The organism is Trichocoleus sp. Lan (assembly GCF_039961855.1).
GTDB lineage: Bacteria > Cyanobacteriota > Cyanobacteriia > Cyanobacteriales > FACHB-T130 > FACHB-T130.
Genome location: NZ_JAMPKA010000017.1, coordinates 137,023 through 161,017 on the forward strand (window position 1 = coordinate 137,023; position 23,995 = coordinate 161,017).

Genomic DNA, 23,995 nt, shown 5'->3' on the forward strand with positions numbered 1-23,995 from the left:
TGAAAGTTATATGATGTAGATGTTCCCTTATTTAGTTACTGAACTTAATCTTTGATACTGCATCGCTCAAGTTAGGTTAGTTGATGCTAGCCACAGACTAAAAGAAACAACAGCGTAAAGTTTAGGTAGGCAATACCCTCTTCACCGCAATTGCCAAGCCACCATCCGTCTTTAGGGAAAGCTAGGTTTTTGGCTGCAAGCAGAAATGCGATCGCGCTTCTGCTTGCAGCCTGCTAACGAAGCCTTTCTAGAGCAACTTGGCAGAACCTTCTCTATCTAGGATTCCCGTCAAGGATATATTTCTATCACAGACTGATATTTTTTGATTAACAGACACCCCATCCGCTCTTTTGGTATTTTTATCTTTACAAAACAAATGCAGCTTCAGTTTGTTTTCTTGTTACAATTATTTAACTATATTCCCGTAATTCTTCTATTCACTGAGCAATAATCCTCAAGCTATAGTGCATATAGTAGAATGTTTATTTTAATAAAATTCAATTTTTGTAAAGCCTTTTGAGATAGACAAACATTGAACAAACATTTATTAATAAGGAGTCCTAAAAAACTCAACGAAACTAGAAAAGCCTTAAATTAAGAATAGCTGGACAGGATAGATGTATTCTGACAAAGGAAAGCGATGCTCTCTTACCTACTGGGGCTGACGTTAGAATAATTTGGATTGGGCTTTTTAATCGCCTTTGAACCAAATTCAATGATTGTAGGTTTTTGTATACTAAAAATTGGGTAAAGAAGATGTCTTCAACTTTGAGTGATATACCGACTATCCTAGCAGTGGATGATAGTAGCGTCATGCAGACGCTGATCAAACGTGCCCTAGAAAGAGACTACAAAGTTTTGGTGGCAGATAATGCAGTAGATGCCTTATCGGTGATTTACCACCAGCAGATTTCAATTTTATTACTGGATGTTTCCATGCCAGGGGTAGACGGCTTAGAACTCTGCCGCACAGTCCGGAGTTTACCGCAATTTAGCGAGCTACCCATCATCATGCTGACAGCCCGAGACGGAGTTTTTGATAAAGTACAGGGGCGTCTGGCGGGTGCAACTGAATATTTGACAAAACCCTTTGAGGCTGAGCAACTGCGCCAGATTGTTGGCAGTTTTATTAATTCAAATTGTTCAACTGAAATTTAATTTCCACTCCCTCAAACTAGAAGTGTTAGCGTAGCGAATACTTGTTGGTTAAAATTAGTTACCAACACGATGCCATTGGTTCACATCCCCAACTTCTCTCTCGAAGTCGGGGATCTCGCCTTCAGGAATCATTTAAGACGGTTACAGTTATCCTAATCCTGGGTGATTTTGCTGATAGCTCATCGCAAAAATAGAGGCTTGAGATTAGCCATTAGCCATTCCTACTTTTCCGTCAACGTGAAAACCCCATCCCAGTTATCAGGAGGCGGTTCTTGGAGAAACAACTGACAGCGTTTCAGGTGCAAAGCAGCCGCTTTGTCGTTTTTGTCAATTTCTTCCAGAATCGTGCCAAACTCACCCATTGCGCGAGTAAACTTGCGATTTAGGTAATACTCGCGTCCTTTATGGTAAAGCTCGATCGTCATTTGCTTTTGATCTGAGATTTTCTCTTCCCGCAGTCCCACCAGTTCATAGATATTCACTGGCGTAGTCTTACCTTTGACTCGAATACAATCAAGTTCTCTTGCCCAAATCAGATTCTTGCAAGGCTGATAAGTGCTTTCGCTAATCACAATATCGCAACCATATTGTTTGCTAGCACCTTCTAAGCGAGATCCCAAATTCACTTCGTCACCAATTGCGGTGAACTCCATGCGCTTACTGGAGCCAATATTACCGCTAATTACCGTACCGGAATTAATCCCAATCCCAATCTTAAACGTTGGGAATCCGATGTCTTGGCGACAGGCATTAAATTCTGTCAAACGATGACGCATTTCGACGGCTGTTTGTACCGACATCCAGGCATGATCCGGCAAGGGTAAGGGAGAACCAAAGACTGCCATAATGGCATCGCCAATATATTTATCGAGGGTGCCTTTGTGTGTAAAAACAGCGTCTACCATCGACTCAAAATATTCATTGAGCATCTGCACCACGTCTTCTGCATTCATACTTTCGGTTAAGGTGGTGTAGCTGCGAATATCTGAGAACAAGATGGAAACTTCTTTTTTATCGCCCCCTAGTTTGGCATCACCGCTATTGATTAACTGTTCTGCTAATTCTTGAGTCATATAGCGGTACATCGTACTCTTGAGCCGTTTCTCCTGAGAGATGTCATCCATCACTACCAAGGCACCGTAGACGTTGTTATTGTCGCTGGCATCTGCAATGGAGTTAATTGACAAGTGAACGCTATGTTGTTCTGCTTCTGTAGAGAGCAGAGTTTGATCGGGGTAGTATTGCTGGCGGCTTTTTTCTTCAGCGGCGTCTATCGCAGCTTTAAACCATTTAGAAAAGTCACCTTCTTTGATGCGGATCAGATCGGCAATTTTTCTACCTTCTATATGGTCTTCATTTTTAAATCCTAAGAGTCGCTTGGCGCTTTCATTCGCTGCAATAATCTGACCGGATTTATCAGTAGAGAGAACTCCATTAGAAAGGCTGCGGAGAATGTCACGCTGCATTTGTTCTTGCTGTTTGACCGTAGCAAACAATTTGGCATTTTGCAGCGCTACACCGGCTTGAATATTAAATGCTTCCATGAAAGCTTCATCACTTTGATTAAAGCTTGCCTTCCAGCATTCGGGAGGTTCGGGCCAAGTTTCCGGATTATAAGGGGGAAATTCTCCCTGTTTTTTCTTATTTACAAGTTGGGTGACACCAATCAACGCTTTGTCAGCGTTAAAGATTGGCATACATAATAAGCTACAAGTACGATAGCCATTTGCCTGATCGACTTGTTTAGACACTTCAGAATCTGGATCGGCATAGAGGTCAAAGGAGATATTCAGGGGTTTGCCGGATTCAGCAACTTTCCCGACATAACCTTTTCCGACTGGCACTCGCAGTTCTCGCATGGAACCGTCGGAAAGAGGGATTCTTGTCCACAAGTCATGGCGATCGCTATCTAACAGCCACAGGGTGCTACGATCTGCATTCATCAGCTCCTGGGCTTCATGCATCACCCGGTTCAGGGTATCTTCTAAGTCGAGATTGCTTTGGCTTAAGGATCGAGTCGCCTTCATCAAGGCATCAGAAGCCCGCTGTCTCTGCGTTGCCATGTAAAAAGAGCGGGAACTTTCTAGAATCAGGCGAATGGAAGGCGCAAATTCTGCAAAAATTCTTTCATCTTTTGAAGTAAAACCATTGAGATCGATTCTTTCCCCTAACGGCTTTCCTGGCTGATTTGGTAAATTTAATTTATTAATTAATTGAACGACAGCGACTAAATTTCCCTCTTCGTTTACCAGAGGTAAAGTCAACATCGTATAGGTGCGATAGCCATTTTCTTGGTCTTTCTTTTTGGCGAACGCAGAGCGCGGATCTTCGTAAAAATCAAAGGGAATATTAATACTTTTTTTATGGGTTGCTACCTCACCGGCAATGCCTTTATCGGCCGGAATCCGCAACTCTAAAGGTCGCCCCTCTGCGCCTTCAGCAAGAATTGACCAGAGTTGGTTCTTTTCTTCATCCAGTAAATAGATGGTTGTGCGATCTGCGCCGAGTAATTCTCCGGTTTTTAAGGTAATGGCATTCAACATTTCTTGAAGAATGGCATCAAACCCCTGACTATCAGTCAACATCGACAGGGTTTGATTGACTACCTGAAGTTTTTCTTCGACACCTGTGACGACTTCTTTGAAAGTTTCCTTATTCAGTGGGGCAAGAAGTGCCGTAAAACTTCCTTCTTTTGTGGCTAATGCACCACCCGTACCAGTAGGAATATTTGTAGGGGTTTGGGGAATTTGATTTCCTGTTTGATTTTCATCGTGGGGAACAACATCAATCACCCTGTCTGTATCGTTCCAACCATGCATTTTGGTAGATGAAGGTGTCATAGATTTTTTCAGATGCCTGAATTTGAGCGAGGTACGAGGCGGTGGAATTATCCTACAAATTTAACAGCCAAACTTTTTGTGCCTAGTGAGCAAATGCCATACTACTTACTCAACAGTTTACTCTTTGTTTTGGGGTTGGATAGAGGGCAGGTTATTTATTTGTTGTTCTTGGTCTTGCGTCCATTATGTTTGACTGCGGCTTGAGCTAGCAAGGACTCTGCAAAAGCGATCGCATCTTTGGCAGAATGTCCCCCAGCTAGTGTTGCTAATTCTTGGCGGCGAGTCTGGTGATTGTCAAGCACGCTGACTCGGACAACCGTGCGTTCGGAAGCCTGAAGGATGTAAGATGTCGGGTCTTCTTCCCGGAGTCCTTGAATTGCTCTCTCTAAGGGGAGGGTTGGATGAATTGCTTCGGCGTTGGTTGTCGAGACTTCGCCCTTTTTCCCAGCCTTCTTGGAGGGATCTGGCTTCTGGCTTCCTTCAACGACGTGTTTATCGACGCGGAAATGGCGGTCAGCCATTGCGGCGACGAGGGGTTGGTGAGTGACGCAAAGAACTTGATGTCCCTGAGAAAGTTGGTGGAGTTTCTCAGCGATCGCTTGGGCAACCCGTCCGGACACCCCGACATCGATTTCGTCAAAAATTAGGGTTCCGGCAGCTTCCAGTTGCGAGAAACAAGCTTTCAGCGCCAGCAGGAAGCGGCTCATTTCCCCCCCAGAGGCAGTAGCAGACAGCGGTTGCAGGGGTTCGCCTGGGTTGGGACTAAAATAAAAGGCGATCGCGTCGGCACCTGTTGCGGTTGGGGGACAAGGGGTAATTTTGACTTGAAACTGCACCTTTTCCATCGCTAAAGGCTTGAGTTCTGCCACGAGCCTGCTTTCTAGTTTGTTGGCAGCAACGCCGCGCAAAGCGGTCAACTGGTCAGCCGTAGATGTCAAAGTTTCATGACATTGAGAATAGATTTTTTCCAGTTCTTCGAGGGAGTGACCGCTATCGGTGAGGAGAGCGAGTTCAGCTTGGATGCTCTGACTGTAGGCGATCGCTTCCCCTAACGTCGGGCCATACTTACGGCAAATCTGCTTCAGGGTGCGGATGCGCTCTTCCACTTCCGCCAGTCGCTGGGGATCGGCTTCTAAAGAAGCACCGTAAGCATTAATTTGCTGTCCGGCTTCCACCACTTGCGCCAGAGCCGTACTCACCATATCCAGAACGGGTTGCAGCGTGGCATCATACGTTACCATATCAATCAGCGTGGCTTCAGCTTGACCTAATAAGTCTGCACCCGCTGACTCCCCCGCATCATTTTGATAAAGAGCTTGATAAACCTGATAACTCAGCTGTTGTAACTCCACCACATGACTTAAGCGCTGGCGTTCTTGTTCGAGCTGTTCTGGCTCATCCGGTTCGCTCAAATTAGCGGCAGTTAATTCTTGGGCTTGATACTGTAGCAAATCGAGCCGTTGCAAGCGTTGCTGCTCGGACTGACGGCGTTTGTCTAAGCGATCTCGTGCTTGTTGGCAGTCGAGATAGGCAGCTTGAACGACTGAGCGTTGCTGTAGCACCGCCTCGCCGCCATAGACATCCAGTAACTCTCGCTGAAGCGCGGGTGCCACGAGTTGCACGGTTTGACCTTGGGCAGTAATTTCTACTAAGCGATCGCGCAGGCGATCCATTAATTGCCGGTTGACCAGAACGCCATTGACGCGAGAGCGGCTGCGGAGGCTTCCTTGCAGGCAGGCTATCTCCCGACAACAAACCACTGCTGTATCATCCAGCAGCTCGATCTCTTGTTCGGAGAGCCACTCGGTCACAACTCGGTCAACCTTGAAGGTGGCTTCAACCAAAGCGCGATCGCTACCCGTGCGAATCGACCATTTGCTGACTTTTCCGCCCAAGGCGGCGTCAATCGCATCCAGGATAATCGACTTTCCCGCGCCGGTTTCGCCGGTCAGAACATTCAATCCAGAGCCAAATTCAAGCTCCAGATGGTCAATCAAGGCAAAGTTTTCAATCCGTAGGGACAGGAGCATGGAGCAAAATTCACCTTGAGGGAAGAGGGCAGGCAGTGGCAACCCAATGAACAATGGCAAGTGCGAAGCATTTGATGCTGTGCGAGTTATTTAAAAAAGGTACTGGGCTACCAAACTTAGTTTAGTGTTTAGTTTTAAGTCCCGAAACTTTTTCAGGGTAGCGGGAAATTGACCTAACTGGCATTGTCCCCAGCTAGAGCCGGAATACCTTGTCCTGGCGCTTCCTCCACTTATTGTTACAATACTTAACAGAGTTGCTCTGAGTCGGTTCCCAAGCTTATGAATGTTAAAAGAGTCTCCCCTATGTCACATCGGACAGACGCAAGCGATCGCATTTCTACAACAGGTGTGATGAAACCTGCCCAGACAGCGTCCGCCGCGCCAGGAGAGGCGGTCGTGGTGGAGTATGAGCTGACGCCGACAGCAGAGCAATATCCAGCAGCCGTAGATGCCCAAACCGCCTATATCCAAGCAGAAGAACTGCGCTACGACCCCGTCGCCATTACCGATTACTACCGGAGGCGTCCATTCCAAGTTTGGGGGCGATTGTTCAATATTCTGGTGCCGATACTCCGCTTTGGACTGAGTTTGTGGTGGGACAAGCAAACAGGTAGCGTTCCCAAGAACGAGCGGAAACGGGCAATTCGATTGCGGACAATCATCACGAGACTGGGACCCGCCTATATTAAGGTGGGGCAAGCGCTCTCGACCCGACCAGACTTAGTTCCGACGACTTATTTAGACGAACTAAGTCACCTGCAAGACCAACTGCCACCTTTTCCCAATGAATTAGCTTATCGGTTTATTGAGGAAGAATTAGGCGATCGCCCCGAACAAATTTACGCCGAACTCTCCCCCACCCCGGTAGCCGCTGCCTCCTTGGGACAAGTCTACAAAGGCAAGCTCAAGACTGGCGAAACCGTCGCTGTGAAGGTGCAGCGTCCCGGCTTAAGAGAAAACATTGCCCTAGATATTTACATCCTGCGTACCCTTGCCGGGTGGGCGCAGAGAAATCTCAAACAGGTGCGGAGCGACCTCGTCTCCATCATGGATGAATTTGGCACCCGCATCTATGAAGAGATGGACTATACCCAAGAGGGTCACAACGCCGAGCGCTTTGCCTCTCTATACGGTCACTTACAAGATATTTACATTCCCAAGATTTACTGGGAATACACCCAGCGTCGCGTCCTGACAATGGAGTGGATTAACGGCACCAAATTGACCCAGCCAGAGGCACTCCGCGCTCAGGGAATTGATGCCGTTCATTTAATCGAGGTTGGCGTTCAGTGTTCGTTGCGGCAATTGCTAGAACATGGCTTTTTCCACGCTGACCCCCATCCAGGTAACTTGTTAGCGACGACTGACGGTCAACTTGCTTATCTGGATTTTGGCATGATGAGCGATGTCAAACCTTATCAGCGGTATGGCTTAATTGAAGCCGTGGTTCACATGGTCAACCGGGACTTTGAGGGCTTAGCTCGCGACTACGTGAATCTAGAGTTTTTAACCCCAGACACTGACCTGGCTCCCATCATCCCAGCCCTTTCCAAGGTCTTCAGCAACGCGCTGGGAGCTAGTGTCGCGGAGATGAACTTTAAGAGCATCACCGATGATATGTCGGCGTTGATGTATGAGTATCCCTTCCGCGTTCCAGCCTACTACGCGCTGATTATCCGGTCTCTGGTAACGTTAGAGGGGATTGCGATTAATGTCGATCCCAATTTTAAAGTTCTCAGTAAAGCGTATCCCTACGTTGCCAAGCGCCTCTTGACAGACCCTTCCCCGGAATTGCGGGCATCTCTGCGCGACCTCCTGTTCAAAGACGGCAGTTTCCGCTGGAATCGTCTGGAAAATCTGTTAAAAAATGCCCGTTTCAGTGACGATTATGACCTGACTCAGGTGCTGAACCAGACTCTAGATTTTCTGTTCTCAGAGCGGGGTGCATTTATCCGGGAACACCTAACGGATGAAATTGTGAAGGGTATCGATTCGCTGGGACGCCGCACCTTCCAAAATGTCACGTATTCGCTACGCGAACGGGTGGGGATGACAGTGAATGAGGCACCGCCGTCGGCAGAAACGCCCGCCAGTCTGGAGCATATTAAACGGATCTGGGATATTCTCCAGGAAACGAGCGGATTTGACGCGATGCAACTGTTGCCTGTGATTCCCCAATTGCTGATGAAGCCAGAAACTCAGCGCATGGGTCAAAAAATTGCCGGGGGTTTGGTGCAGCGAGTGGCGGCGCGATTGATTCGGGACGTTTTACTTCAGGATGCGCCCCCAAAAGCCTCCCAGAACGGTCACACGCCACGTACTTATCCCCCAACATCACCACGCTTAGCGTTGCCGCCTGCTGCCGCGAGATAAGGCTGTAGAGACCGTTGGGGCATGGGAAAACTAGCTGGGTCACTGAAGAGCGTAAAGAGCGATCGCTCTGGTGACAATATCGTTCAGTTGGGAATGATCTTAGTTAAGAATGATCTTAGGTTGGGTGGAGCGTCAGCGAAACCCAACTTTTGCTTTATTAGGTTGGTTTTCTGGGCTTAACCTCAACTTACACTTTGATTGGGAAACGTTTACAAGAAAGCTAAGTTTGAGGCGATCGCTTCCCGACTCTTGTTAATCTAAAGCAGCATAGATTGCCAACTGGATTAATCTCTAAGGATTTTGGTCATGAACGCGCAACCACAGATAATTAGACAAAGTGACTTACTCAATCGGCTGGTACTCGATCGCAGTACAGCAGAAGAAGTCGGTCGGGTAGAGCAATTGTGGCTAAATTCTCAATCTCACCAAGTCGTAGGGTTTAGCTGCAAGTCAGGATTTTTGGGTAGTCTAAAACAGGTGTTTAGGTGGGAGCAAATTACTACGATTGGCACCGATAGTATTATTGTCAACAACACTCCAGAAGTTATTGAACCCGAAACGCCAATTCAGAAAATTTCTTTAATTGGACATGAGGTGTGGACTGACGCTGGCAACAAAGCTGGCAAAATTATAGACTATCTCTTCAATCCTAAAACCGGCGCTGTTGTTAATTACTTATTTGTTTCTAGTGGTTGGCGTGGTGTTTTGAATGGTGTTTATTTGCTCCCGGTAGAAGCTATTTCTAGCACGGGTAGTAAACGAGCGCTTGTCGCGGATGCCATCGTCCAAACTCCGCAACAGTACACCCAGGGACTTAATCAAAAAATGAGTCAAGCCGCAGAGTTACTGAGAGAAGACTATAAGAAAACTCAGGATGATTTAGAAGCGCTAAAGCGCAGCGCTCAAAATATTGCTGAGCAAGTCAAAGACACAACTGAAACGGTGACTGGGATTGCTAAAGACAAGTTTTCTGAGGCGACGCAGCGACAAGAAACTTCTCAAACAAATGAGACGATAAAAACAATTGATACGACGGCTCAGTCTTTACCAAACGAGCCTCCAGAGCTACCTGGAAACACTAATTAAGCTAATAGGATAAAAAATCGATGATGAAGCACATCAAATAATCTTTACTTATCGGTTTTGATTCAGTTGATTGAGCGGCAACTTAACAGTAAAAGTCGTGCCGCTGCCAACTTCACTTTCGACAGCGATCGCACCATCGTGTAAATCAACACACTCTTTAACGATTGTCAATCCCAGCCCTGTACCAGAGATTGTGCCAACATTCGTTCCTCGATGGAATCGCTCAAACAAGCGTCGTTGGTCCTCTTTTGGGATTCCTATTCCCTCGTCCTGAATTTGGAAGATTGCCTCACGATCCTGACAGATAAGTTCAAAATGAACTTTGCCACCTCTAGGAGAATATTTAATTGCATTTGAAAGCAAATGGTCAATAATTTGTCGCAGCAGCTTTTTATCCAGGTAGGCGTTAGCACACTGCCCTTGATGAATAAAAGTAATCGCGTGTTGGGAGCCTATGCTAAGTTGCAATTCTTCCACCAACTCGCGGCTAAACTCTACTAAATCTAGCGGTATGGGATTAATCTCTAACTTACCAGCCTCTGTTTTATCAAGAAGGAGGATGTCGTTTAACAACCGAGCCATTTGTTTGCTAGCGGCTCTTATTTTCTGGAAATGCGAGTCTTTTTGTACGTCAGATAATTTGTGTTTGTAGCGTTCCAGTAATTCAGCAGACATAGAGATAATTGTCAGTGGCGTGCGGAATTCATGAGATGCAGCCCTGATGAAGCGAGATTTGAGATTGCTAAGTTCTTTTTCTTGTTCTAGTGCTTTTCGGGTTTGTTCCGCCTGTTTGTGGCGTTCGGTGATGTCACGTACTAGCCAGCGCAAACCGATTAAATTGCCGCAGCGATCGCGTATCGCAGCCACGTTCAGTGCAGCTGGGAACGACTGACCTTTTGAGGGTTGTACGCGCACTTCCCAGTCGTGCAACTGCGGGAAGTCATTCAATTGGGTCAATATATCCCGAAAGGTTTTGCGATCTTCCTTAGGCACAAAAATTGCCATTGGTTTGCCGATTAGAGAATTCTGGGAGCGGTTCAGCAAAGCCGCTGCTGTGCGGTTAGCCTCCTGAATGATTCCCAACGTATTCGTCACTAAGTACCCGTCTGGGGCAAACTCAAATAGCTCTTGGTAGCGCTGGCGTTCTGCTTTCACAGTCTCGTAAGCGATCGCAAGTTGTTCGTTACGTTCCTGCAACTCCTCTGTAGCTACCTGCAACTCTTCCAAGGCTATGGAGAGTTCCTGCAAAGCCTCGTTTGTCAGTGTTTCCTGCGAATGCGGAAGGGATGGGGATTCCCTAGTACGCTTCCACAGCTCGTGCAGACGCTGTTGCGCCGCCTCAATCTGTTGGTTAAAAATTTCCTCTTCCATCACCTACTTGTTCTGTGAGAATAAGGCTTCAGGGTTTACGCGCTTCCAGGAGTTTTCATAAATTCACGAGCGAGCGCTTCCTCCATTCTCACAGCCGCATGAATTTAGTATAAAAGCAAATACTCTCACAAACGATGGCAGATAAGGAACAATGCTATTACATACCAGAATAATATTTGTAACTAGAGCAAGCGGCAAACGATAAAAGTGAACATTACGATAGTCAAAGATTGCCCTTGCGAGATTGAGTTTTCCAATGAGCGTTAAAAAGGACAAATAGCATTCTCATTTAGGACTGCTATAGCGATCGCGTTTTGCTGGAGAGAATGCGATCGCTACCTCTTCTCCTGCTAATTCAAAGCCTTTACATTTATGTCATTTGGGGTAAGTTCAGCTTTTCCCCAGATTTCAGGTAATGGACTTACCCAAGAAACAGGTACAGAAATCACATCTAAAGTTTCCCCATCTTTAAAGACTTCCAGAGTATATCCCGGCTCTTTCTGATTTTTGGTAGGAAGTAGATGATCTAAAACAACTCCCTTGTCGCCTTTTTGAACTGCGCTATCAGGAACGTCTTGATTAAGCAACACCCACTGAAATAATCTTGCTGTTGTCATTGTTTTAGCCTTCCTGTGACTTGTCAGGATATAAAGTTATAAATTTAACAATATCTGCTTCCTCATCCTGCTGCCAGATAGTCATTACCCTAACTAGCCTACTATTAGGGCCATACCACTGGCTTTTGACCTTTAAGCGAGTACCCCAATCTGTGGACGTTATTTCTGTAACTTTAGACCCATCTACAGCGTTTAGTATATCTCTCTTCAGAATTTCCCAATTTTCAAGGTTATAGCCTGCTAAAGCCAAATATGCTGATTTATCATTTTTGGGCTGGTAAACAAGTAAGTAGCTGGTTATTTTCTGGTCTTCAATCACCAGCTTGGAAGGTAGCCTCATTAATTTTGTCTAGGCCTTTTATCTTGAAGTAATTTAAATTTTTTCTTTATGTTTACTACCTCCACTGTCTGCTGTTGAGTCTGTTGACCCTTTTAATTTCAGCAGTGACACTGTTACCTTTTCGCGCTCTGCTTTCAATTCTTCATCGTACTCTGGCTCTTTCCATTTGCTTCGAGATGTTAACTCGTAAATATCAGTTTTACCCTTACGAGTAGTTTTCTCTACTAATCCGCAGCTTTCTAGGGTTTTTAGAGCATACTGAGCTTTCCGGACGCTCATTTTACAGATTTTTGCTGTCGTGTTTAGGTTGGAGAAACACTTACCCCTACGGGCTATGTGGGCATATAGTCTGAACTCGTAAGGACTCAGACCGTACAAATCTAGGTATGCGTGGACAAAAATCATTCGGTTGGAACGATTTTCCTCTGTGTCCATAAGTTTATTTGTTTTAAGTAGGCATCTACGTTAGTAACCCCAGTATATCGTGCAGGGGAAGTATATATACTAAAGACTCTTTTGATTAATTTTATGGATATACTTCCCCTGCACAAAATGCTTTGCTTGCAGAAAACTGTGCAGATCCATAAAATAGACAAAAGAAAGCCGACTGGTAGGACAGCCGGCTTCCGGGAAAAATTTACTTGATTTTCCAGTTTTCAACCTCTGGAGGAGGTCTTTCATGACTAATTTTAGCTCAAACTCTACACCATCGGATACCCAGCGTCTTGAAGTTATCCAGGAACTCCATAAGCTTCTGGCTACAGTGTTCCAAGCTGCTGGTGGCTCTATCGGTGTAGAACCTGTCATTCGTCTAATGCAGTTCAGCGGTGTTTGTGCTCCGCTAGCTACTCAGCCATCACCTACGGTAGCTGAGATCCTTGAGGAAGTAGAGGATGCTGGAATCAAATTGACTCCGGGATTAGTGATTAAGATCAATAATTCCCCGTTTCAAAAGGTGCGAGACGCAATTGCCCTATACACCAAGGCTTATGGTAAAGGCGGAGGGGACAACCCAGCAAGCGTGTTCTCTCAGATTCTTGAGACTGAAGTGAGGAAATCTAAACCTTAAAACTAAGCTGTAGAGGAAAGCCTCTCGCCAAACCACCAGCGAGAGGCTTTCCTCTACACTATCGGCTATTGTTAACCACTAAACTACGCACTGACAACTTCCTTAGCGGCGTACATCCGTTCAACGGTGATGATGCTGAAGACGCCATCGCTCTCAAAATCCAAAACGTTTATGCTTGATGCTGTGCTAGGCAAGTCGCTAGCTCGATTTCATCCGAAAAGTCTAATAAAGTTTCGCTTAATTCATCGAGAGCAGTTGCAGATAAGCTGTTGATTATTGATTGTAAATCGGGGGCGATCGCTCCCGATTTTTGAGACTAGCAGTCAGCCCTAAAAGCTGACTGCTAAATGGTTAATGACTAACTGCTGAATTACGCGCCGACAGCTTCCTTGGCAGCATACATCACTTCTAAGGTGATGACGTTGAAACCGCGATCGCGTGCAAATTTCTCAGTGTTGCGCTTCACTTTGCCGCGCACAAAACCGGGAACTTTGTTGAGTTCTGCTTGCGCTTCTTTGTTCCAACCGAGGTCAGAATCAGCAGAAATTCCCTTAGTAATTACTTCTTTGGTGTCGTGTCCGCCGAAGATTTCTAACAGGTGATCTTCCATTCCCAAAGTGAAGGAATTGTAGATCAAATCTGTAATTTGGTTCGTACCTTCGTAACCGCAGAATGGCTTGTAACCGATGGGGAAATTCTGAACGTGAATCGGTGCTGCAATCACGCCGCAGGGAATATTTAGACGCTTACCGACGTGACGTTCCATTTGGGTACCGAAGATGGCAGAAGGTTCCACACGAGCGATCGCATCCCCAATTTGACCGTGGTCTTCGGTGACGATCACTTCATCGCAGTATTCGCCTACCTGCTCTTTGAACCACTCAGCATCGTACTTGCAGTATGTTCCCGCCCAAACAACGTGAATCCCCATTTCTCTTGACAAAATTTTCGTGATGGCGGCGGCGTGGGTGCTGTCACCAAACACCACAGCTTTCTTCCCTGTCAAGTTTTGGCAGTCAATTGAACGGGAGAACCAAGCGGCTTGAGAAACGTGCAAAGTTTGCTCGTTGATGTAGTCTTCGTAGTTAACATCTGCGCCTTGAGCATTAATGATTTCCTGAATTTTGCGGATGCAACGTGCAGTTTCCACCACACCCATCGGCGTAATGTCTACAAAAGGCATCCCAAATTCTTTCTCCAGATACTGAGCTGCCATTGGCCCGATTTCGCGGTAAGGAACCAGGTTAAACCAAGCCTTTGGCAAATTCTTGAGGTTGTGAACTGATGCGCCTTCGGGAATTACTTCGTTGACTTGAATCCCCAAGTCAGCCATCAACCGCTTCAACTCGGTGCAGTCGTGGTGATTGTGAAATCCGAGGCTGGAAATTCCGAGAATGTTAACCGAGGGCTTTTCAGTTTTCCCTTCGGGTAAATCGCCTTTTTTCCGGGCTTTCTCGATGTAAAGCTGGACAATTTGCCGCAGGGTAATGTCGGCTGCTTGCAGTTCATTGACGCGGTAGTGGTTCACGTCCGCCAGCATTACGTCTGACTTGGTTTCTATGGAAGCTCGTTCTACGAAGTTTTCCAGGTCTTCTTGGAGAATGCTGCTGGTACAGGTAGGAGTTAAAACAATTAGGTCTGGATGTTCCTCAACGTCTTTGCGGGTGATATTGTCCACCACCTTTTCTTGGGAACCACGCGCCAAAACGTTCCGGTCAACGGAACTGATGGTAACTGGGGTGAAGTTGCGATCGCGCTCTAGCATCGAGCGCATGACGTTAAAGTAGTCATCGCCAATTGGCGCGTGCATAATGGCGTGGACGTTCTTAAAGGAACTGGAGACCCGCAGAGTACCAATGTGCGCGGGACCTGCATACATCCAGTAAGCCAATTTCATAGAGTTCTCCCTTCGTGCTGATGACTATCTATCTATCTGGAATGAGCTGAAACAGTTGATTTCAAAGGCTAATTGTCTCAGATTGTCTCAAACATCCACCAACCCCGATCTCATGAGCGGTTAGGGTTCTGGTGAACTGGCAAAAGTGCCTGGAATGCCCTTCATCTATATAATCCAGGCTGGTATAAGAGCGATCGCACTCTGGTCGATCTGAAACGATTCTTAATTTTTAGGGATATTCCTTTATTTAATGGGTCGAGGAACTCAATGCTTTGCGCTGTGCATCTAGCAGTTCTTGAATCCCTTTTTCGGCTAAATCTAAGATTTGATTGAGCTGAGTCCGGTTAAAGGTGCCTTCCTCAGCCGTTCCTTGAACTTCAATGATGTTCAATTGGTCATCCATCACTACGTTGAAATCCACCTCAGCCGCCACATCCTCAACGTAATTCAAATCTAAAACTGGCTCTCCCTGCAACAGTCCTACCGAAACTGCGGCAATTTGATGGCGAATTGGCGATCGCTCTAACTCTCCCTGCTGTATCAGCTTTTCTATCGCGTCTGCAAGTGCCACAAACCCGCCGAAAATCGAGGTTGTGCGGGTTCCCGCATCCGCTTGTAAAACATCGGCATCTATCGTTATCGTGCGTTCTCCGAGTACCTCTAAATCTAGCGACGCCCGCAAGCTGCGCCCAATCAATCGCTGAATCTCTTGAGTGCGTCCAGACAGCTTCATAAATTCCCGTGCTTGGCGTTGGGGTGTCGCACCCGGTAGCATCCGATATTCAGCCGTTAGCCACCCTTTGCCGGTGCCTTCTAAAAACTTGGGGACACCTTTTTGAATCGTCGCACTACACAGAACATGAGTGTCGCCGCAGCTCGTTAAAACCGAACCCGCTGCAAATCGGGTGAACATTCGTTCAAACCGAACCGGACGCAGTTGGTAAAATTGCCGACCATCAGGACGCAACCAAGACATCGCACTTGCCTCAAAATTCTTGATTAGGATACAGCAGTTACCAGTCAATTTAAGTTAATTAATCTGTTGAACTTTAACAATCTACGATGATTTATTTAGGAACGACTCACTGCTATAGCTTTCGGCTAAGGCGGCGAGTCGTTTGCTATCATTTTCGTTCTGCGATTCGCAGTTTAGCGGAGCGAGAGCGAGGATTATTTTCCAGTTCATCGTCTTGCGGTGTAATCGGTTTTTTGGTTAACACCTGCAATATCGGCGATTCTCTGAAACCATGCTTTACCAAGCGATCTTCTAAACTGTGAAAACTGATGATGCCAATCCTACCGCCTGGTTTAAGCCAGTTGGGTGCTTGATTCAGGAAGGTTTCTAGAGACTTTAACTCATCGTTGACGACAATTCGGAGCGCTTGAAATACTCGTGTGGCAGGGTGAATTCTGCCGTAGCGGTACTGACGGGGAACGCTATAGGCGATCGCCTCTGCTAACTCGGTTGTTGTCTGAAACGGACGCTTTTCCACAATCGCTCTAGCAATTCGCCGCGACAGCCGCTCTTCCCCGTATTTAAAGAAAATATCCGCCAGTTCCGCTTCTTTCCAGTGATTAATGACTTCTGCGGCAGTCAGCGATTCCTGCTGATTCATTCGCATATCTAAGTCAGCTTGGTGGCGAAAACTAAAGCCTCGCTCTGGAACATCGAACTGAGCAGAACTCACGCCTAAATCCGCAATAATTCCGTCAAATATTAGACCATTCGGTTGATATTTGGTGAAATTGCCATGCCAAAATTGGATGCGTTCCCTAAAATTGTGCAATTGGGTTTTAGCCGCAGCGATCGCTTGTTCATCCTGGTCAATCGCCGTCACCCTCACATCCAGTGCCGCTTCCAGAATTAACTGACTGTGTCCGCCACCCCCCACCGTCGCATCCAGGTAGTGTCCCCCCGGACGGATTTCCAACCCGGCAATTAACTCCCGACTCAGCACTGACAGATGAAAAAATGCCGGTGCTTCCGTCTGATTCGTCAAACTCTTGTCAATTTCATCCATCAAAAAAACTTAGCGACGATAAATAGGCGCACCCTCTATTTTGCCTATAATTTTTCCGATTTTCTGGTTGTACCCATGCTTATCGTTACAGGAGCAGGACATAAGCTTGAGCTGGAAGCTGGATTTCCAAGACCAGTTTATTCAGAGTGGAAATTTATCGCCGTTGCTAATTGTCGAGCGCTCTTGCCTTGCTCTCAATAGTAGCTGGTAGTGATTTTGGGCACGCTTTTGGTAAACGTTTGCCGCCTGGATTTGTCCTTGTTTGAGAAAAGCGCCAATTAACTCGCCCCCTGAAATAAGGTGGTCTGGATTGATAGCGATCGCCTTCTCAATTGAATACCTGAGTAATCAAGCTCTTTTTGAAGACGATCGAAGTCGCAGAAAAACCAAGCTGTACCGCCGTCAATTTCCGAATTGGCTAGTCATGTCAAGCTGCCTATTCTACTTGTAAACCCAATGTCCCCATCGCGTATGACGTCGCCTTGTTCACTAAATCAGGTCCCGCTTTTTCGGGTGAACCAGCATCGAAGGGTGGGGCTGGATTGTACTCCATCAAGAGTTGAGCGATCTTGGCGGCTTCCTCACCACAAAGCGCTTTAGCAACCACGAGACCAAAATCAATGCCTGCTGTCACCCCTCCCCCCGTCATGCGATTGCGGTCAATGACGACTCGCTCTGTCCCGACTTCAACGCCCAACCCGGTTAGGTGTTCCCGCATCATCCAGTGAGTCGCCGCTCGATAGCCTTGCAGCAGTCCTGCCTTCGCCAAAAACATAGACCCGCCGCACACAGAGGTAATAAACTTTGCAGTGCTTCCTTGCCGACGCAGAAATCCAAGGATCTCTGGATCGTCTATGATTGCCATCTGTTTTAAGCCGCCACCGACACAGAGCACATCCAGGGGCGGGCAATGGTCAAAGGTGGTATCCGGCAAAATCACCATGCCGTCATCGGTTTCGATCGGGTCTAGCGTTTTCCAGATTCGATGAATCTGGACATTGGGAAGCGCACTAAAAACTTGCTGGGGTCCCACAATATCCAGTGCGGTCATGCCGGGATAGATAACCAAACCAATAATCTGCTTTTGTGAGTCCGTCATACATCAATCCTACTAATAGGGCTTGCAATGAAATCTATCCTTATACTAGGAATGGCAACCCACCGCGCCTAGTCCTCGATTGAGTACTCTTTAAGGCACAACACCCAATCCAAGATGATTTCCTTACAGCTTTTATTTGAAGCCATCAGTCAGGTAAAAGATGAACAAGACCTGCGATCGCAACTCGTGCCAAAAATTGGTGAGTACTTTGCCGCCAAGCGTTCGGGAATTTTTTTCTTCGACCAGCTTTTAGGCGACCGCAAGTTTCAAAAAATGCTGAACGTTGCCTTATCCATTGAACATAATCCTGTGGCGCGTTACATAGCAGAGCGCCATACGCCTGTCCATGAAGGATTAGTGACATCTCCAAAAGCCTGGGCAATCATTTGTCCTCGTCCCGATCATTGGCACGTGATGGCAGGACCCATTATCGATCGGGGTCAATTAATCGGCTCAGTGGGTTGCACCCGTGAAAAATCCATGCCTGCTTTTGATGCCCAAGATATCGCTGATTTGAGTGCCATTTGTTTACACCTATCGGTTTGGATCGCCAGCGTGCGATTCGCGCCAAGCACAGTTAAAGACCCGATTTTGGAACCTCAGCACCAACCGTTGAACACCCATCGCTTAACGTCTCGTGAGTTGGAAATTGCCAACTTGGTGGCGCTGGGTCGAACCAACACAGAAATCGGAACTGAACTCTGGATTACCGAGAATTCTGTCAAGCAGGCTTTGAAGCGAATGTTCCGTAAGCTTGAGGTTTCGTCTCGTACAGAAATGGTTGCACAGCTTTTTGCGACACAACACCATTTTCCGAGTGCAAAGCCATCTCCATCCAACTTGGCGCTGAACGCTCACCAATAACCTTTGGCGGCGTTGCCTAAATGATTACGATTTCAGCAACGCCGGATTCTCTACGTTGTGCCAAAATTCCCCTTGGTTAAATGCAGCTCGAATTCCGACGTATCCTGCGGACAAAGCTCCATATAATTAAGGAAGCGAAACAAAAATCAACACTCAGTAGTAAACAGACAGTGCCAGTCGGAGTGATTTTGGCGTGTTTACGAAATTTCAGGTGCGGCTGCCCAAATCGGCTTCAAGGAGAGATGGCTGAACTATGGCAAAGATAGAAACTAGAACAGAACCGATGGTGCTGAACATGGGTCCGCACCATCCCTCCATGCACGGAGTGCTGCGACTCATCGTTACCCTGGATGGGGAAGATGTCGTGGATTGCGAGCCGGTTATCGGCTACCTGCATCGCGGTATGGAAAAAATTGCCGAAAACCGCACCAACATCATGTACGTCCCCTACGTCAGCCGGTGGGACTATGCAGCGGGAATGTTTAACGAGGCTGTCACCGTTAATGCGCCGGAAAAACTAGCCGGTATCTCAGTTCCCAAACGCGCCAGCTACATCCGCGTCATCATGCTGGAATTGAACCGTATCGCCAATCACCTGCTGTGGTTGGGACCATTTTTGGCTGATACGGGCGCTCAGACTCCCTTCTTTTATATCTTCCGCGAACGGGAGATGATTTATGACCTGTGGGAAGCCGCCACTGGTTATCGGATGGTGAATAACAACTACTTCCGCATTGGGGGAGTTGCCGTTGATTTGCCCTACGGGTGGGTTGACAAGTGCTTAGACTTTTGCGACTACTTCCTGCCAAAAGTTGACGAATACGAGCGCTTGATTACAGACAACCCCATCTTCCGCCGTCGCGTGGAAGGCGTGGGCACCATCAGCCGCGAAGAAGCGATCAACTGGGGACTTTCTGGCCCTATGTTGCGGGGTTCTGGCGTCAAGTGGGACTTGCGGAAAGTTGACCACTACGAATGTTACGACGACTTCGACTGGCAAGTGCATACGGAAACTGGCGGTGATTGTTTTGCCCGCTACTTGGTGCGGATTCGAGAGATGCGCGAATCTGTCAAGATTATTTACCAAGCTATCAAAGCACTTCCCGGTGGTCCCTACGAGAACTTGGAAGCCAAGCGTATGGCAGAAGGGCCAAAATCCGAATGGAATGGCTTTGACTACCAGTACATTGGTAAGAAAATCGCTCCCACTTTTAAGATTCCTAAGGGCGAACATTACGTCCGAGTCGAGAGTGGGAAAGGTGAGCTAGGAATCTATATTATTGGCGATGATAATGTCTTCCCTTGGCGTTGGAAGATTCGTGCAGCCGATTTCAACAACCTGCAAATCCTCCCTAGTCTTCTCAAGGGTGTAAAACTCGCTGATATTGTGGTGATTTTGGGTAGCATCGATATCATCATGGGTTCTGTAGACCGCTAAAAACAGCAAAAGGCAAAAGGCAAAAATAGGTCGGAAAATGTCCACCTAAAAAGCCTAAACCTACAAAAGTAGCAGCATATAGGTAGCGAATGTAACGGAATCGATTGTCGGTTAGAGGAGATAGTTTAACTGCTTCTAAAGCTGAGAAAAGATTCATTACAATTGTTTCCAATCGTTGCTACTTTTTTTGCTGAGGGTTTATTAATGGCTATTCCTGAAATTACTCAAATACTCTTGAGTGCTAAAAAAGAGAAAGGGTTAAGCTTTGCTGATTTAGAAAAGGCTGTTGGACGAGACGAAGTCTGGATTGCGGCGGTGATGTATCGTCAAGCAAGTGCTTCTGAAGAAGAGGCTAGTAAGCTGCTCTTCGCCTTAGAGCTTGACCCAAATTATGCTAAAGAACTAACAGAATGTCCGGTGAAAGGATTGGGACCAATTGTTCCCACTGACCCTCTGATTTATCGGTTTTATGAAATTATGCAAGTGTATGGAATGCCGCTAAAAAGCGTTATTCACGACAAGTTTGGTGACGGAATTATGAGCGCGATTGACTTTACTTTGGATGTGGAAAAAGAAGAAGATCCCAAGGGCGATCGCGTAAAAATTATTATGTCGGGTAAGTTCCTCTCCTATAAAAAGTGGTAGCTCGTTGGTAGGGTTGGGAAAGGCGATCGCATCCTGAGAGCGATCGCCTTCTTGATGAGACGCTGGAAAGCGCGATCGCTTCCCTGTTAAACTCCTGTTTTAAGGATTTTTTGGAGAAAACTGTGGCGAACCAACCCAATGCCGTAGAGTGGACACCCGAAGCTGAAGCCAAGCTGAAAGAAATTCCCTTTTTTGTTCGTCCCGCCGCTAGGAAAAAAATCGAAAAATTTGCACAAGAAGCAGGGCAAAAAATAATAACGGTGGAAGTTTATCAGCAAGCTAAACAACAGTTTGGGCAGTAGCAGAATTCGCCCGGAAGTTTAAGGGCGATCGTATTTTCGGTTGAGAGCGCGATCGCGTTTTGTCTCAGTTTTGCCTCAAGTATCGCAGTCGTAAATGATTCGTGAAGGCGAGATCCCCGACTTCGAGAGAGAAGTCGGGGATCTGAAGAGCCGAAACGCAACTCAAATAGGATTGCTATATCAGACGACACACACCCAGTTGAACGTTTAAAACCCGCTATAGTTGATCGTTGGATTGGGTGTAGTTGAAAATCCTGTGTTCGGCAAGCTGGTGGTGCCAGGAGTCGCGATTAACCCGCCAGAATTGCTTGTACTGGGAGTGATGGGATAGCTACTCGGCAAGCTGGTGGTGCCGGGAGTCGTGATTAACCCGCCAGAATTGCTTGTACTGGGAGTGATGGGATAGCTACTCGGCAAGCTGGTGGTGCCGGGAGTCGTGATTAACCCGCCAGAATTGCTTGTACTGGGAGTGGTGGGATAGCTACTCGGCAAGCTGGTGGTGCCGGGAGCCGTTATCGTCCCATCTGGCAAGGTTGTATTACCCAAGGGGGCGGGAGACTGATTTGGTTGGGTTGTAGCATCCGGCTGGGTTGTATAGACTCCGAACATGGTTGTCGGATCGGCGGTCGTTGTAGACTGTTTTGCCTTGGTCTTTTTGGGTGAAGAACGCCTAGTCGTGCCAGTCTCCTCAGAAGCAGTTTCCTTGAGAGTAGAGTTTTGATTGAGTTGGGACATGACTGGAATACTGACCAAATAACAGATTCCAAGAAATCCAGCGATGCCAACAAAACCTTTGACTAAATTTTGCCCCGCCGATGACTTTTCTGATTTTGATCTTGTTCGTGGATTCATGGGTGCTTCCTAAATTGAGTAGAGTACCCGCATGGTGAACAAACCTCTCACAACCCCGTAAATATACTTATAGGCTCCCCCTACACTTTAAGGAGTCTCCAAGGAGAAGTGCTATAAAATCAGAGCTATCTTTATCAATCCTTTAAATAAATCGGTTATTCTCGCCCGATCGTAAAGCTTCTGTGAAGTGCCTGTGAAGCGATCGCAGCACGTAAAAAGCCGGGAATAAATTTCCCGGCTTAAAGCTAAAGTAAGCTAAAGCTTACTGGTCAGCCGTTGGTTGACTGACAAAATTCAAGAAGCAAAACTTGCAAGATTCTCCAAAACTCTCGAAACCCAACCTACACGGAAAGATTTGTCAATCAGATAGCGATCGCATCCTCAGCGCTGCTCTACTCGCAACTTTTACTCCAATTCTTTAGTTTCTCTGTAGCGAAGTCGCGAACTTTCTCATCTGGGTCATTGAGAGAGCGATCGCGCAACAGCGGTAGAATCTGGGGATGGTTGGGATAATTTTTAATAATTATCTTAAGTGCTAACTGCCGAGGGTTGTATTCCCAGTCATCCTTACGCTCAAAGGGATCATTGAGGGCGCGATTGTGCAAAAATTCAAACATCCCAGGCTCGTCCTTCCAGCCATGCGCTAATTCTTGCACCGCAAACTCGCGCACTTCGTAGTCAGGGTCATTTTCAGCAAGATCGCGCAACAGTGGTAAAGTCTGGGGATGGTTGGGATATTGATCGAGGATTCCCCCAAGTGCTCTTCGTCGAGGGTTGTATTCCAAGTATTCCTCACACTCAAAGGGAATGTTGAGGACACAATTGCACAAAAATTCAAACATTCCAGGTTCACCGTTCCGACCATCGGCTAGCTGCGATATCGCTGCTAATCGCACTGTCGAATACTCATCTGACTTAGCTAAAGTCTTCAGCCAAGGTAGAGTTTCAGGTTCCTCTTTCCAACCCTGTGCCACTTGCTCTACTGCTTCCACTCGTACAGCTCCGTAATTATCAGACCAAGCCAAAGTTTTAAGCCAAGGTAGGGTTCCAGAATTGTCTTTCCAACCATTTGCCAGTTTTTCTACTGCTGTTACTCGTACAACCCAATCATCATCGAACTGAGCTAGAGCTTGAAGCCAAGACAAAGTTGCTTGGTCATCTTTCCAATTAGCTGCAATTACTGAAACTGCTTGAGTACGAATTGCACGGACACGATCCTCCTCTTTTAGATAGTCTTGTAATGGGACTTAGGCATTTTCTAGCCCCTTTAGGGGCTGAAAACCTCTCTGAGCAAGAAAAAAAGGTCGATAATCAAAAAATGCCTGAAACCCTTGTGAATACTGGATTTATGCTCTTTTGAGCTGAAAATTTTTCTCTGTCTAAGTTTGAAGCCATTTTTTTATCAGTTTTTGTCTAAGTCCCGATATTTGATCTTGTTGTGATGCACATCGATAGGAGCATCTTCGGGAAAGCGAATTTCGGTATCAGTAGTGAAGGAAGAATAGAGATGTTCACCATTGCGTTGGCCTAAATGGTGCCCGTCGGTAATAGGTGTCATAGACCCGCCAGCACTCCGCAGTGCCTTGATTTCGTCTTCAAGAGCCTTATGGAAATCTTGCTGGTAGCTTTTGAACGTAGCACTGCGAGGGTTTGGGTTGGTGACCATAGGTGTTCTGCCTTTTTTACTTTGAAGAGATATGCTTTATGGTTTGGGGGCAGAAGCTGGCTGGGGCGGTTGAGAAAGGTAAAGAGCAAGACTACTAGCGGTGCTTAAACGAAAAACAAGACTCTAAAAAGGTATAATACAGGCATGGCAACCATTTCACGTTATGGTGTGATAAATGAAAGAGACAACTCCCGCCGCCATGCCCCCTTGCTTCAATAGATGGTGCAAACGCTTTGATGATATATTGACGCATCAAGCCCAAAAACGGGAGTTTAGGAACTATATAAGCGGATTATTGGGGGAAAGTGAACGAAAAAACCTGTCTCA

21 protein-coding genes and 2 pseudogenes are annotated in these 23,995 nt (G+C 46.7%); 9 read left to right on the top strand and 14 right to left on the bottom strand.

Annotated features, from left to right (window positions below; genetic code table 11):
• Positions 1 to 756: 756 nt before the first annotated feature.
• Positions 757 to 1,158, top strand: a complete 402-nt coding sequence (locus tag NDA03_RS16520) for a response regulator (protein WP_190413546.1) — start codon at positions 757 to 759, stop codon at positions 1,156 to 1,158.
• Positions 1,159 to 1,379: 221 nt separating this feature from the next.
• On the opposite strand, the gene NDA03_RS16525 is transcribed toward NDA03_RS16520, so the two are convergent.
• Complete coding sequence (locus NDA03_RS16525; protein WP_242037093.1) at positions 1,380 to 3,998, bottom strand: adenylate/guanylate cyclase domain-containing protein; 2,619 nt, start codon at positions 3,996 to 3,998, stop codon at positions 1,380 to 1,382.
• A gap of 155 nt (positions 3,999 to 4,153) precedes the next feature.
• Entirely contained in the window at positions 4,154 to 6,028 is a 1,875-nt protein-coding gene (gene recN, locus NDA03_RS16530) for a DNA repair protein RecN (protein ID WP_190413543.1), read from the bottom strand.
• Between the two features lie 279 nt (positions 6,029 to 6,307).
• Here recN and NDA03_RS16535 point away from each other — a divergent pair, with 279 nt between their 5' ends.
• Together NDA03_RS16535 and NDA03_RS16540 are read left to right on the top strand one after the other, a co-directional pair.
• Positions 6,308 to 8,401: an AarF/ABC1/UbiB kinase family protein gene (locus NDA03_RS16535; protein WP_190532972.1), complete on the top strand. Its 2,094-nt coding sequence runs from the start codon at positions 6,308 to 6,310 to the stop codon at positions 8,399 to 8,401.
• 306 nt (positions 8,402 to 8,707) lie between these two features.
• Positions 8,708 to 9,487, top strand: a complete 780-nt coding sequence (locus tag NDA03_RS16540; protein ID WP_190428706.1) for a PRC-barrel domain-containing protein — start codon at positions 8,708 to 8,710, stop codon at positions 9,485 to 9,487.
• A 48-nt stretch (positions 9,488 to 9,535) separates the two neighbouring features.
• Here NDA03_RS16540 and NDA03_RS16545 read toward each other — a convergent pair whose 3' ends face one another.
• The 4 genes from NDA03_RS16545 to NDA03_RS16560 form a co-directional block, all read right to left on the bottom strand.
• Positions 9,536 to 10,858 carry an ATP-binding protein gene (locus NDA03_RS16545; protein ID WP_348238618.1) on the bottom strand — a complete coding sequence of 441 codons (1,323 nt, stop codon included), beginning with the start codon at positions 10,856 to 10,858 and terminating at the stop codon, positions 9,536 to 9,538.
• A 350-nt stretch (positions 10,859 to 11,208) separates the two neighbouring features.
• A complete protein-coding gene (locus tag NDA03_RS16550; RefSeq protein WP_348238619.1) occupies positions 11,209 to 11,475 on the bottom strand; it encodes a DUF4926 domain-containing protein in 267 nt (88 codons plus the stop codon).
• Between the two features lie 4 nt (positions 11,476 to 11,479).
• Positions 11,480 to 11,815, bottom strand: a complete 336-nt coding sequence (locus NDA03_RS16555; protein WP_348238620.1) for a DUF6883 domain-containing protein — start codon at positions 11,813 to 11,815, stop codon at positions 11,480 to 11,482.
• A 33-nt stretch (positions 11,816 to 11,848) separates the two neighbouring features.
• Positions 11,849 to 12,250, bottom strand: coding sequence for a helix-turn-helix domain-containing protein (locus NDA03_RS16560; RefSeq protein WP_190639828.1), 402 nt, complete (start codon positions 12,248 to 12,250; stop codon positions 11,849 to 11,851).
• Between the two features lie 244 nt (positions 12,251 to 12,494).
• On the opposite strand from NDA03_RS16560, the gene NDA03_RS16565 reads away from it, so the two are divergent.
• Positions 12,495 to 12,884 carry a hypothetical protein gene (locus NDA03_RS16565; RefSeq protein ID WP_348238621.1) on the top strand — a complete coding sequence of 130 codons (390 nt, stop codon included), beginning with the start codon at positions 12,495 to 12,497 and terminating at the stop codon, positions 12,882 to 12,884.
• A 169-nt stretch (positions 12,885 to 13,053) separates the two neighbouring features.
• Here the strand turns inward: NDA03_RS16565 and NDA03_RS16570 are convergent, their stop codons facing one another.
• The 5 genes from NDA03_RS16570 to NDA03_RS16590 all read right to left on the bottom strand — a co-directional run bounded on the left by NDA03_RS16570 (position 13,054) and on the right by NDA03_RS16590 (position 17,901).
• Complete coding sequence (locus tag NDA03_RS16570; protein WP_190526595.1) at positions 13,054 to 13,182, bottom strand: DUF4351 domain-containing protein; 129 nt, start codon at positions 13,180 to 13,182, stop codon at positions 13,054 to 13,056.
• Positions 13,183 to 13,254: 72 nt separating this feature from the next.
• On the bottom strand, positions 13,255 to 14,781 hold the full coding sequence (gene bchB / locus NDA03_RS16575; RefSeq protein WP_190526583.1) for a ferredoxin:protochlorophyllide reductase (ATP-dependent) subunit B: 1,527 nt from the start codon (positions 14,779 to 14,781) through the stop codon (positions 13,255 to 13,257).
• A 247-nt stretch (positions 14,782 to 15,028) separates the two neighbouring features.
• Positions 15,029 to 15,757, bottom strand: a complete 729-nt coding sequence (gene rph / locus NDA03_RS16580; RefSeq protein ID WP_277878912.1) for a ribonuclease PH — start codon at positions 15,755 to 15,757, stop codon at positions 15,029 to 15,031.
• 148 nt (positions 15,758 to 15,905) lie between these two features.
• A complete protein-coding gene (gene rsmH / locus NDA03_RS16585) occupies positions 15,906 to 16,802 on the bottom strand; it encodes a 16S rRNA (cytosine(1402)-N(4))-methyltransferase RsmH (RefSeq protein WP_190677062.1) in 897 nt (298 codons plus the stop codon).
• A 436-nt stretch (positions 16,803 to 17,238) separates the two neighbouring features.
• The gene (locus tag NDA03_RS16590; protein WP_348238622.1) at positions 17,239 to 17,901 is read right to left on the bottom strand and encodes a DJ-1/PfpI family protein; all 663 of its coding nucleotides are present in this window, start codon (positions 17,899 to 17,901) and stop codon (positions 17,239 to 17,241) included.
• A 114-nt stretch (positions 17,902 to 18,015) separates the two neighbouring features.
• On the opposite strand from NDA03_RS16590, the gene NDA03_RS16595 reads away from it, so the two are divergent.
• The 4 genes from NDA03_RS16595 to NDA03_RS16610 all read left to right on the top strand — a co-directional run bounded on the left by NDA03_RS16595 (position 18,016) and on the right by NDA03_RS16610 (position 21,150).
• Complete coding sequence (locus NDA03_RS16595) at positions 18,016 to 18,765, top strand: LuxR C-terminal-related transcriptional regulator (RefSeq protein WP_348238623.1); 750 nt, start codon at positions 18,016 to 18,018, stop codon at positions 18,763 to 18,765.
• Between the two features lie 253 nt (positions 18,766 to 19,018).
• A complete protein-coding gene (locus tag NDA03_RS16600; protein WP_190413521.1) occupies positions 19,019 to 20,203 on the top strand; it encodes an NAD(P)H-quinone oxidoreductase subunit H in 1,185 nt (394 codons plus the stop codon).
• Between the two features lie 204 nt (positions 20,204 to 20,407).
• On the top strand, positions 20,408 to 20,848 hold the full coding sequence (gene cynS / locus NDA03_RS16605) for a cyanase (RefSeq protein WP_348238624.1): 441 nt from the start codon (positions 20,408 to 20,410) through the stop codon (positions 20,846 to 20,848).
• A 122-nt stretch (positions 20,849 to 20,970) separates the two neighbouring features.
• On the top strand, positions 20,971 to 21,150 hold the full coding sequence (locus NDA03_RS16610) for a PCP reductase family protein (protein WP_190413517.1): 180 nt from the start codon (positions 20,971 to 20,973) through the stop codon (positions 21,148 to 21,150).
• 207 nt (positions 21,151 to 21,357) lie between these two features.
• Here the strand turns inward: NDA03_RS16610 and NDA03_RS16615 are convergent, their stop codons facing one another.
• The 3 genes and pseudogenes from NDA03_RS16615 to NDA03_RS16625 form a co-directional block, all read right to left on the bottom strand.
• The gene (locus tag NDA03_RS16615; RefSeq protein WP_190677070.1) at positions 21,358 to 22,002 is read right to left on the bottom strand and encodes a hypothetical protein; all 645 of its coding nucleotides are present in this window, start codon (positions 22,000 to 22,002) and stop codon (positions 21,358 to 21,360) included.
• Positions 22,003 to 22,394: 392 nt separating this feature from the next.
• Positions 22,395 to 23,207, bottom strand: a pseudogene (locus NDA03_RS16620) (HEAT repeat domain-containing protein); the annotation flags it as partial.
• Between the two features lie 197 nt (positions 23,208 to 23,404).
• Positions 23,405 to 23,668 carry a hypothetical protein gene (locus tag NDA03_RS16625; protein ID WP_348238625.1) on the bottom strand — a complete coding sequence of 88 codons (264 nt, stop codon included), beginning with the start codon at positions 23,666 to 23,668 and terminating at the stop codon, positions 23,405 to 23,407.
• Between the two features lie 175 nt (positions 23,669 to 23,843).
• Between NDA03_RS16625 and NDA03_RS16630 the strand changes: the two are divergent.
• Positions 23,844 to 23,995: pseudogene (locus NDA03_RS16630) on the top strand (IS701 family transposase); the annotation flags it as partial.